This is a genomic window from Pseudoalteromonas sp. TB51 (genome assembly GCF_000498055.1).
Classification (GTDB): domain Bacteria; phylum Pseudomonadota; class Gammaproteobacteria; order Enterobacterales; family Alteromonadaceae; genus Pseudoalteromonas; species Pseudoalteromonas atlantica.
Window position 1 is genome coordinate 1 of sequence record NZ_AUTO01000168.1, and the last position, 10236, is coordinate 10236.

Annotated in this window: 9 protein-coding genes and 1 pseudogene (1 of these 10 only partly in view); 6 read left to right on the forward strand and 4 right to left on the reverse strand. The window is 41.5% G+C overall.

Features of this window, described 5'->3' with window-relative positions; genetic code table 11:
- The 3 genes and pseudogenes from L650_RS23680 to L650_RS0108725 form a co-directional block, all read right to left on the reverse strand.
- Nucleotides 1-1224 (reverse strand): IS3 family transposase gene (locus L650_RS23680; RefSeq protein WP_128081053.1). Its coding sequence is split into 2 segments (ribosomal slippage), with 1225 coding nucleotides annotated over them: nt 1-873 and nt 873-1224; the frame shifts between segments, so codons are not numbered across the junction. This gene is flagged as partial in the annotation.
- Between the two features lie 32 nt (nt 1225-1256).
- Nucleotides 1257-2504 (reverse strand): annotated as a pseudogene (locus L650_RS0108720) (PepSY-associated TM helix domain-containing protein); the annotation flags it as partial.
- Nucleotides 2501-2839, reverse strand: coding sequence for a hypothetical protein (locus L650_RS0108725; protein WP_024033005.1), 339 nt, complete (start codon nt 2837-2839; stop codon nt 2501-2503). The pseudogene L650_RS0108720 and the gene L650_RS0108725, both read right to left, overlap by 4 nt.
- Nucleotides 2840-3061: 222 nt before the next feature.
- On the opposite strand from L650_RS0108725, the gene L650_RS0108730 reads away from it, so the two are divergent.
- From L650_RS0108730 to L650_RS0108745, 4 genes are all read left to right on the forward strand, one after another.
- Entirely contained in the window at nt 3062-3418 is a 357-nt protein-coding gene (locus L650_RS0108730) for a VOC family protein (protein ID WP_006793291.1), read from the forward strand.
- A 150-nt stretch (nt 3419-3568) separates the two neighbouring features.
- Entirely contained in the window at nt 3569-4159 is a 591-nt protein-coding gene (locus L650_RS0108735) for a uracil-DNA glycosylase family protein (protein WP_024033006.1), read from the forward strand.
- Nucleotides 4156-4893 carry a phytanoyl-CoA dioxygenase family protein gene (locus L650_RS0108740; RefSeq protein WP_029772861.1) on the forward strand — a complete coding sequence of 246 codons (738 nt, stop codon included), beginning with the start codon at nt 4156-4158 and terminating at the stop codon, nt 4891-4893. Before L650_RS0108735 ends, L650_RS0108740 begins: the two co-directional genes overlap by 4 nt.
- A 163-nt stretch (nt 4894-5056) precedes the next feature.
- A complete protein-coding gene (locus L650_RS0108745; protein WP_029772862.1) occupies nt 5057-7441 on the forward strand; it encodes a TonB-dependent receptor in 2385 nt (794 codons plus the stop codon).
- Here L650_RS0108745 and L650_RS0108750 read toward each other — a convergent pair.
- Nucleotides 7425-8354: a LysR family transcriptional regulator gene (locus L650_RS0108750; protein WP_024033009.1), complete on the reverse strand. Its 930-nt coding sequence runs from the start codon at nt 8352-8354 to the stop codon at nt 7425-7427. The two genes, L650_RS0108745 and L650_RS0108750, sit on opposite strands and share 17 nt — an antisense overlap.
- Before the next feature lie 90 nt (nt 8355-8444).
- Here L650_RS0108750 and L650_RS0108755 point away from each other — a divergent pair, with 90 nt between their 5' ends.
- Entirely contained in the window at nt 8445-9251 is an 807-nt protein-coding gene (locus L650_RS0108755) for a class II aldolase/adducin family protein (RefSeq protein WP_029772863.1), read from the forward strand.
- A 129-nt stretch (nt 9252-9380) separates the two neighbouring features.
- Nucleotides 9381-10236 carry the 5' portion of an AMP-binding protein gene (locus L650_RS24705; protein WP_262974671.1) on the forward strand. The gene runs 44 nt beyond the window's last position, so the window shows 856 of its 900 coding nt (coding positions 1-856); it begins with the start codon at nt 9381-9383; the stop codon falls past the right edge of the window.

The following is a 10236-nucleotide window of genomic DNA, read 5'->3' on the forward strand; positions in this document are numbered from 1 at the left end:
CTTGGTGCGAAAGCGCCAGGTCTTTTTTATGCACTTGATTTGGTGTTTTCATATCCAAACTTAAGTGCGGTCGCATTTCATTGTATATAAATATCGATTCTTCAACGAGCTGTTTTAACTCTGCCATATTGCGACATTTATACAGTAAAAACTCTTGCTTTAATATCCCGTTAATACGCTCTGCTAATGCGTTTTGATAACAGTCATACCCATCGGTCATCGATGGTCTAATGCCCTCTTTTAATAGCGCATTTTGATATACTTCAGAGCAATATTGTAAACCTCTATCTGAATGATGAATGGCATCACGTTTATATACGCGTTGCTTAATTGTCATTTCTAATGCTCTGACTACATCGGTTGCTTTCATTTCATCACTCAGCTCATAACCCATTATTTTTCGACTGTAAGCATCAGTGACTAACGATAGGTAATGCACGCCTTGCGCTGACTTTACGTATGTAATGTCACTAACGAAGACTTCCTCGGCCGCAGTAGGCATGTATTCCTTTAGTAAATTGGGATGCTTGCGCATCCAATGGTTACTGTTTGTTGTTTTAGTGTAATTTTTCTTTGGTTTTACAAGAAAGTCATGCTCTCTCAAATAATCAAAAAAACAATCACGACCTAGTTTAATGCCACGCTCTTGCAGGTCTGGCTTTATCATCAGATAAAGTTTCTTCCCACCAATACGAGGCATGAATTGCCGCCAGTACATCACTAATTCTTTGACTGGCTCCAATTCTTTATTCCGAGCATCTATTCTGCGCATAGCTTGATAGTAACCTTGTCGCGTTACGCCATATGCACGGCATAACGGAGTAAGCTTTATTTGATGGTTTTCTTTTGCGCGCGTGATAGCTCGGATATGTACTTTTTTCGCAAGCCCGCTCCATATTCTTCATCCATAATATTAATCATTTCATCTTTGATTAAATCCTTTAGGCGTAACTCTTCTATCTCGCGCTCTAAACGTTTAATTTTTTGTGCTGGGGTTTCTTTCGATTTAGGCATGTTGGCTATATAAGTTGGTTTAGACCAATCTAATTTACCATGTTTTCGCAGCCATACCAGAACGGTACTGCGGCCTTGAATACCGTAATGACTTTGCGCTTGTTTATAGGTGAAGTCGCCTTTTTCTACTTGCTCAACAATAGATAATTTAAAGCCTAATGTATAATCTCGCTGAGTACGCTTAACGTCTTTAATTTTAGTGGTTTTCATAAAATAAGTCCTAAATGTGTAAACACATTTCAGGACAAGACACTATTGGCAATAAAAAAGGCGCAAGTAGCCAGTGGTAAACCCATAATGGTGGCAAGGTTTAAACCTTCGACTAACTGTAAGCCAAATGAGGCTTTACCCTTATTACGTTCGCGTATGCGTTTAGCCCACATTATGCAGCCAGAGCCAATCATTACGCAGCCTGCAATTCCGCCAAGTACGTATAACCATCGTAGTAAAGGCGTAGCAAAGCGCCCTGTATGCATAGAGTTAAGTGATTCATAAAGTGCTTTACTACTGCTAAGTTCGTCATCAGTTTGTGCAACTAACTCGCCCGTAGCACCACTAAACAAAAGCCGTGGAGATTGATCGCGAAGCGCCTTTGCAGGGCTCACCAATACCGTTACTGTTGAAGCGGCCATATTCGGTTTACTAACCTGAACACGCGTAATATCTGCACTAGGCCACTTAGTATAAACTTGATCCAAAATAGTGTTTATAGGGAGCAATTCTGCACTGCCTTGGGCGTTATTAGTCACGTTATTGCTAGGTGTTACATCGTTAAAAAAGCCACGCATACCCTTGTCGTACGTCGTTAACGCAGGGTAGGGGAACAACATAAATATAAGCGTAATAATGCCTGTGTAGGTAATCATTAAATGAAACGGTAGGGCAAGTACCGAGCTTAAATTATGTGCATCTAACCAGCTACGAGTCCCTTTATTGCGCCTAAAGGTAAACATATCTTTAAATATGCGCTTATGAATAACCACGCCGGAAATTATTGCCAGTAGCATAAAAAAGCTGGCAAAACACACTACCCAGCGACCTGTTATGGCATCTAAATAATAAAGCTGATAATGCAACCGGTAAAAAAAGTTACCGCCTTTACTTTCAACAAAAGGAGGCAGCACTTGCATGGTGTTTGGGTTTAATTGGGTATTTACAAACTGGCTGCGGCGCTGCCCTGGCTCTTTAGGTTTTGCATAGCCATATACCAAATACGGTATTCGCTCTTCGGGCAAGGTAATACGCCAACTAGGGGAATTTGCAGCGTGCTGATTTAAATAATCAAAGCCCTTAATAATTTGCTGCCTTTGCGCAGCCACTCTGTCTGTTTGGGCTTGCACATTGTGTATAGCCGGTTGATTCCACAAGTTTATTTCGTCTCTAAAAAAGCTCGCTGTGCCTGCAAAAAATATTACGTAAATAATCCAACAGGTAAGTAAGCCCACCCAGGTATGTAGCCAGGTCATCGACCTAAATAAGCTGTCTTTCATAGCCACCCCTTCAGTAACGCCAATACAGCAACAAAAAAACATGTACTTAGTAAAATACTGATCCAAACAGTTTTTAACGACTTAACCGAAAACGCATAAATAAACACTGCGGCGTAAATTAAAATACTGATAGACACACACAGTAATACGGCATCTTGCTTAGGAATGGGCAGCAGTACACTTAATACTGAAATACACGCTGAGGTAAACGCATAGCCACCCACTATGGCAATAATAAAACGCAAAAATACTAACACTCTATAGCTTTGGGCCACCTTTAAAAGCGCAGCTAGGTTAGTTTTTGTAAAAGGTGCTATGTGCAGAGGTGCCTGCATAGTTAACAAATCCCTTATTCAAATACGAGGATAAAAATAAGGCGTTATTATAAAGCTTACAAATACAAAAGATAGCGATTCTCATTTGTATATTCTAGTTAATTTAACATTAGTGCCTAGCATGTTAGTAAAATACTGATCTCTGCCATTTTAGGGTTATTGCTTAGCTAATTACGAAGGTTTACAGTGGTCAATACTGGCAAGCCAATGAGTAAATTTAAAATGAGCAACCACGAAAAACTAAATTATGTAGAATTTCCCGCGTGCGATTTAACAGCTACAAAAAGCTTTTTTACTAACGTGTTTAACTGGCAATTTACCGACTATGGCCCAGAGTATACGGCATTTAGCGGCCAGGGGCTTGATGGTGGCTTTTTTAAAGCACCGCTTAAATCACTTACTCAACATGGGGCCGCACTGTTGGTGTTTTACAGTAACGACATTCACGCTACCTATAAAAAAGTAGCGCAATATGGCGGCAAAATAGTAAAACCTATTTTTGAGTTCCCCGGTGGCTGCCGATTTCACTTTACCGAGCCCAGTGGTAACGAATTTGCCGTATGGTCAGAAAAACAATAAATATATCAGATAATTAGTTGTTATTTTTAGATGAGATCACGATTTTACCAACTAATAACTAATTTGAGTAAAATAAACCGATTTTTTACCAACTCATTAGGTCTAAATGGCCGTTTAGAACAAAATTTAAGCATTTAAGGCCAGATTTATATGGATCCAATCAATTTAATTGAGCAAGTTAGTAAATGCGTGATCTGTGAACCTCATTTACCGTTAGGTGCTCGCCCCGTTATACAATTTAATGCCAATGCACGTATTTTAATTGCCGGCCAAGCACCGGGCATAAAAGTACACGAAACTGGCAAGCCCTTTAACGATGCCAGCGGAAACCGCCTACGCGAGTGGCTTGGGCTAAGTGTTGATGAGTTTTATGATCCGCAAAAAATAGCTATTTTACCTATGGGGTTTTGTTACCCTGGTAAAGGTAAGTCGGGCGATTTACCCCCGCGTAAAGAATGTGCACCCGCTTGGAGAGCGCAATTACTGGCCGCTCTGCCAAATTTAGAGCTTACAATCGTGCTCGGTAAATACGCGCAGGCTTATCATTTACCGCATACTAAAAACAGGCCCTTAACCGAGTTAGTAAAATCGTGGCGTGAGTATTGGCCGGAGCATTTGGTGCTACCACACCCAAGTCCACGCAATAATATTTGGCTTAAAAAAAATCCATGGTTTGCACAAGATGTACTGCCAGAACTTGCTGAACGGGTTGCTGCAATATTAAATAAAGAACCACAATGAACAACTATAAATCAAACGGTTATATGCTTGTAAAGGGCCTTTACAGCACCGAAGAGCTAAATAAAATTAAGCTCCTAGTTAATGCCTTTCATACACAGTGGAAAACTAATAACCGTGAGTTTTATCAATCCCGTGCCATTAATAGCTCAGGCATAACAAATAGTGAGTATTTAACGGCGCAGCAAAACGAAGCCTTATTTAGTTTAATAGCTGATAACAAATTAATTAAGCGTGTAAAACAGGCGATTAGTGAGCCACTGTTTTTAAATACTCAGTTATTTTTTAATCCCGTTAATGTTACACAAAAAAATTATTGGCATCGCGATATGCAATACCATTTAAATGTGCAAGAGCAACAAGCTGCGTTAAACGGGCCCGACGTAGTGCACTGCCGGTTAGCCCTTGAAGACGAACCAGGTATAGAGCTTGTGCCCCACTCGCATAAAAATTGGGATACACCAGAGGAGCTAAATGTACGTTTTGCAAAAAATAATAAGCTGCCAAGCGATAACCTAACTACAGGCAAAACAATTAAACTTAATGCGGGTGACTTACTGTTGTTTTCAGCCAATATGATTCACCGTGGCTTATACGGCAAAAACCGTTTAGCACTGGATATTATTTTTTGCGAAAATGCACCACAGCTTACTGCCTTTATCAATGCAGCAAACACCCCAAGCTCGGCAGTAGCAAATAAAACCGCTAATCCGCAAGTATTTTTTAACCCACTTTAAACCCGCTATAACCCCATTTAACACAACACTTTTTCGCTTAACTATAAATATTACTAATAGTGCTGAATAAATAAACATCACTGTTATTTATTTTAAGACTCGTCAGTATGAAATAGACGCAAAATTATCCAATAAAAATAACCTCTATAATGGAGTTGCAGCTATGACAACTGAACACACACAGTCACATACACGTTTAAAACCTGCTTTTTTAAAACAAAAAACACTTACTTTATTTACGCTCAGCGCATTAAGCGTGGGTATGGCACAAGCTGGCGAGCAAAAAGTAAATAACAGCGAGCTTGAAACCATTACCGTCACCTCGCAAAAGCGGGTGCAATCGCTACAAGATATTCCTACCTCTATTCAAGCGCTTTCTGGCGACTACCTCGAGCAAAACAGTGTTGATGATTTACTCGCCCTAAGCGAAAACCTACCCAACGTGCATATAACCGAAACCTCAAGCAGCAAACGTATTTTTGTACGCGGCATAGGCTCGGGTACTAACTCAGGCTTTGAGCAATCGGTTGCTATGTATAAAGATGGCGTGTATTTAGGGCGCGGGCATCAAGCTAAATTTCCATTTTTAGATATGCAGCGCCTTGAGCTTATAAAAGGCCCGCAGTCGGTTATGTTTGGTAAAAACGCCACAGCAGGAGCCTTTAGTATGATCTCAAATTCACCAACCGATGTACTTGAAGGCAACGTATCGGCAGAGTTTGGATCAGACAACGAAAAGCGTTTTACCGGCGTTATAAATATTCCTATTAACGATGATTTAGCCATACGTATTGCCGCGTTTGATCATTCTGTTGATGGCTTTTTATATAACCAAGCGCGCCAAAGTGATGAGCAATCTAACGACTCATCAGGTGCACGTTTATCAATAGATTGGCAAATAAACGATGATATAAACGCATTGTTTAAGTGGGAACACGGTGAGTTTGAGTCGCACGGTTCGCGCTACCAATACATTATTGATACTCCCAACCGAGATTTACAAATAGCAAATGACCCTACTAACCCAGGCAATGTAGGGTATCGTTCACTTTTATTAAGCGACAACTCTGGCCTTGATTACACAAGTTCGGTATCGGGCAATTGTCACCCAGGTGGGCTTAATGAGCAAAGTAAAACCACGCTTGATAACGCATCACTTAAATTAACCTATAACCATGGCGAATACGAATTTACCTCTGTAACCACGTATAGCGAGTACGATTGGGACTCAACCTTTGACGCCGACTTTTCAGAAATCCCGCTTATAAAACAAGACTACTTAGAAAACTATAACCAGTTTACGCAAGAGTTTAGAGTAAGCTCGCCAACAGGGCGCACGCTTGAATACGTAGCGGGCATATTTTACATGAGCAGCGAGCTTGAACACCCAAACGATATTTTATTTGGCGCATCGTTACTTATTCCTGATTTAGTGGGTACATCATTGGGCGTAAATGCGCTGTTTGATCAAGACCAACAAAGCTACTCCGCATTTACCGCCCTTACTTGGAATGTAAACGCGCAATGGCGCGCTAATTTTGGCCTGCGTTATCAAAAAGAAGAAAAAGAAGTGAGCAGCGTACAAAGTGTGTATAGCGTATTTGAGCCAAACACACCGCAAGCCGTACAACAATTTGCCAATGCCGCTGCGCCCACTATTGCAGGGCAGCTCTCAGGCGCGGGGGTACATAACCTTAACGCTAAGCGTGATGAATCGCACTTATCACCCAATATTAGTGTGCAGTATTTAGGGTTTAACAACACCATGTTATTTGCAAGCGCTGGCATAGGCTACAAAGCCGGTGGTTTTGATGGCTCTGGCTTAAATGGCTCACAAGGTAACACGGTTGATGAAAACTCAGGCTTTGAGTTTGACGACGAAAAAGCCACAAACTTTGAATTTGGCATAAAAGCCGAGCCAATTAAAAATACTCTGCAAGTAAACGCTACACTGTTTTACACCCTGTACGATGACCTACAAGTATCTGAATTTAATGGTAATGCATTTGTAGTTAAAAATGCCGCCGAAACCAAAGTAAAAGGGATTGAGCTCGATTCGCGCTGGGCAATAAATCAAAGTTGGCAGCTATCGGCAAACCTTGCTGTGCTTGATTTTGAATACGAGCAATACGCCAGTGCCTCGCCAACGGTTATGCAAAGCGAGCTACTTGGCCAAGCGTTTCAAGATTTAACCGGGCAAACTGGCGCGTTTGCTCCCGATTACTCAGGCAATATAGCGATTGATTACAATACCGAGGTGTTTTCAAACCTTACTTTAAGTAGCAATTTAGCGCTTAACTTTAGTGACGATTACTTTTTAGAGCAAGATCTTGACCCAATAGCCAGGCAAAGCGCTTTTGAAAAGCTAAATTTACGCATAGAGCTAGGTAGCAGTGAAGGAGATTGGTCGGTGGCGTTATTGGCTAAAAATTTAACCGATAAACACACTTTTTCGCAGGCCAACGATGTGCCAGTAATTAGCTACGCACACCGTTTTTTATCAGAGCGTGGGCGCAGTTATCACGCACAATTTAATTACCGCTTTTAAGTTTGTCAGCAGGGATAAGTTGCTGGGCCAAACCTAGCAGCTTTTCTCGCATCCAACTATTTACTAAATCGTCATCGGCTTGTTCGTGCCAATACATGTGCACGGGCATTAACGGCACATCAAACGGCAAGCTAGTTACATGCACAGGCATTTGCTCTTTTAATACCTGCGCGTACGCGTTTGGCATTGTCATTATCATGTCGCTTTGGCTAATCACTTTAGTCGCCGCAAAATAATGTTCACATTTAAGCACTACATTACGGGCAAGTGCATGCTTTGCCAGCGCCATATCAATAATATCTACCTGCGCACCTTTTAACGACACCAACGCGTGCGATGCCTTTGCGTAATTTTGTACGGTTAAGTCATTTAATATTGGGTGATCGTGCCTACAAATTAGCGAAAAATGCTCATTACAAATAAAGGTGTTTTTTATGTGGTTACTGGTAGGGGTAAGTACATCAATGACTATATCGAGCTCTTGGTTTTCGAGTGATTTTTCCATATCAACATGCGACACCTGTCGGCTGTTAATCGTGATATTGGGGGTGTTTGTGAGTAGGTCGCTCATTAGCGGCGGAAAAAATATCGATTCTAAAATATCTCTAAAGCCAAATTTAATTTCGCGCTTAAAGGCGGCTATATCAAAAAGCCGTTCGTTATTTAAGGTTGACTCTAATACCTGCACCGACTCAATAACTTGCGCTATTATTTTTTGGCAAAAAGGTGAGGGCACCATACGCCGACCGTGGCGAATAAATAATGGGTCGTCAAACTTTTCTCTAAGGCGAGAAAGCGCATGGCTAACAGCAGGTTGCGTTAAATGCAGTTTATCCGCTGCAGTGGTAATACTGCCCTCTTGATATACCGTTTTAAGTATTACAAACAGGTTTAAATCTATCTTTCCATGCATAGTATTTATGTTTAACCATTAATTAACATCACTTCTATTTATCTTAAGCGAGACTAAACTAAAGTCAACAGAGTTTAATTTAGGATTATTATGAGCAATACACTAGAGCAGCAAGCCGCAAAAATGACCATAGGCAGCGACAAATTTAAACTTATTATGCCGCCTAAATTTAATACCCTAAACGAGCAACGCAGCTACGAAAAACAACGCCTAGCCGCAGGCTTTAGAGTATTTGCGATGTATGGCTTTGACGAAGGACTTGCGGGGCACATAACACTTCGCGACTGCATAGAGCCCGATACTTTTTGGGTAAATCCTGTGGGTATGCACTTTGCGCATATTAAAGCGTCAGATCTTATTCGGGTTGATCATAAAGGTAATATTATTGAAGGCAGCACACCGATTAATAATGCCGCGTTTGCTATTCATTCACGCATACATATGGCGCGACCCGACGTAAACGCAGTAGCCCATGCCCATACACGTTATGGCCGTGCGTTTTCAGCATTAGGAGAGTTACTTAAACCAATTTCGCAAGATGCCTGCGTATTTTACGAAAACCACAGTGTATTTGATGTATTTAGCGGCGTAGTGGCCGACAGCGAAGAGGGCGACATGATAGCTAAGTCACTGGCTGATCACTGCGCTGTTATTTTGCAAAACCATGGTTTACTTACCGTTGGTTCGTCGGTTGATGCCGCAGTTGCCAATTTTGTATTGCTTGATAGCTGCTGCCAAAGCCAGTTATTAGCGCAAGCCGCAGGCGAGCCTAAGCTTATTTCTCACGATGTTGCGCTACACACTAAACAAGCCAATGGCTCAGAGCTAGTTACATGGGGGAACTTTCAGCCCATGTATCAGGTCGTTGCCGCAAAAGATGACAGTTTTTTAGATTAAAACACTGGCAATAGCTTAATTTTGATAGACTAAAATTTGCGCGGTAATGGCCCACACACCCAAAGCCGCGTTTAAATACTATGCACTCACACGCAAACACACACATTATAAAGATACGTTGAGGGTTTTATGAATATAACAACAATTAAAAACCACGCCGATATTGGCAATTTAAACCTTGCGGAAATATCACCAGAGCAACTTCCTCGCTCGACTTATCATGCCATTTTACAATCGGCAAAAAACTTTGGTGATGCAACCGCTATTGAGTACATTTTAGATGGCGACTGCATTAGCGAAGCGCAAATTCCGTTTGCAAAAAGGCTTATTCATCGCATTTTAATGACCTTTAAAGGTAAAAGCTTTGCTAATCCGCACCGTAAAATGAGCTACAAAGCGCTTGCCAATAACGTAACAGGGCTTGGCAATGCATTGCACTCGTTAGGTATAACAAAAACCGATGTAACCTCGCTGGTATTACCTAACTTCCCTGAAACCTATGTATCGCTTTGGGCAGCAGAGGCCGCTGGCATTGCAAACCCTATAAACCCCTTGCTTGATGAGTCCATAATGAAAGAAATTATGATCTCAGCCAATACCAAAGTAATCATTGCCCTAGGCCCTGTCCCTGGTAGCGATATTTGGCAAAAAGTAATGGCAATTAAAGAGCATATACCCGGCCTAAAAGCGGTCATTAGCTTATTTGGTGACGACATAGCGTGCTCGCAAAATAATAAAGTACCCGTGTATGGGTTTAAAAAGTTACTCGCGGCGCAAAATACGCAAGCAGCTAATTTTATTTTGCCTGAGCAAAGCGATGTGTGCGCGTATTTTCATACAGGTGGTACCACCAGCCTACCAAAACTTGCCAAGCACTTACACTTAAACCAGCTCACCAATGCAGGGCAGGTTAATTTACTTTCGCCAGTAAACGCAGGCGATACCATGCTAGTAGGTTTGCCCATATTTCATGTAAATGCGGCGG

Bases quoted from the DNA above. Each gene is read 5' to 3' on its own strand.
- L650_RS0108750 (WP_024033009.1), bottom strand. From the start codon at position 8,354: ATGCATGGAAAGATAGATTTAAACCTGTTTGTAATACTTAAAACGGTA.
- L650_RS0108755 (WP_029772863.1), top strand. From the start codon at position 8,445: ATGAGCAATACACTAGAGCAGCAAGCCGCAAAAATGACCATAGGCAGC.
- L650_RS0108735 (WP_024033006.1), top strand. From the start codon at position 3,569: ATGGATCCAATCAATTTAATTGAGCAAGTTAGTAAATGCGTGATCTGT.
- L650_RS0108725 (WP_024033005.1), bottom strand. From the start codon at position 2,839: ATGCAGGCACCTCTGCACATAGCACCTTTTACAAAAACTAACCTAGCT.
- L650_RS0108745 (WP_029772862.1), top strand. From the start codon at position 5,057: ATGACAACTGAACACACACAGTCACATACACGTTTAAAACCTGCTTTT.
- L650_RS0108740 (WP_029772861.1), top strand. From the start codon at position 4,156: ATGAACAACTATAAATCAAACGGTTATATGCTTGTAAAGGGCCTTTAC.
- L650_RS0108730 (WP_006793291.1), top strand. From the start codon at position 3,062: ATGAGCAACCACGAAAAACTAAATTATGTAGAATTTCCCGCGTGCGAT.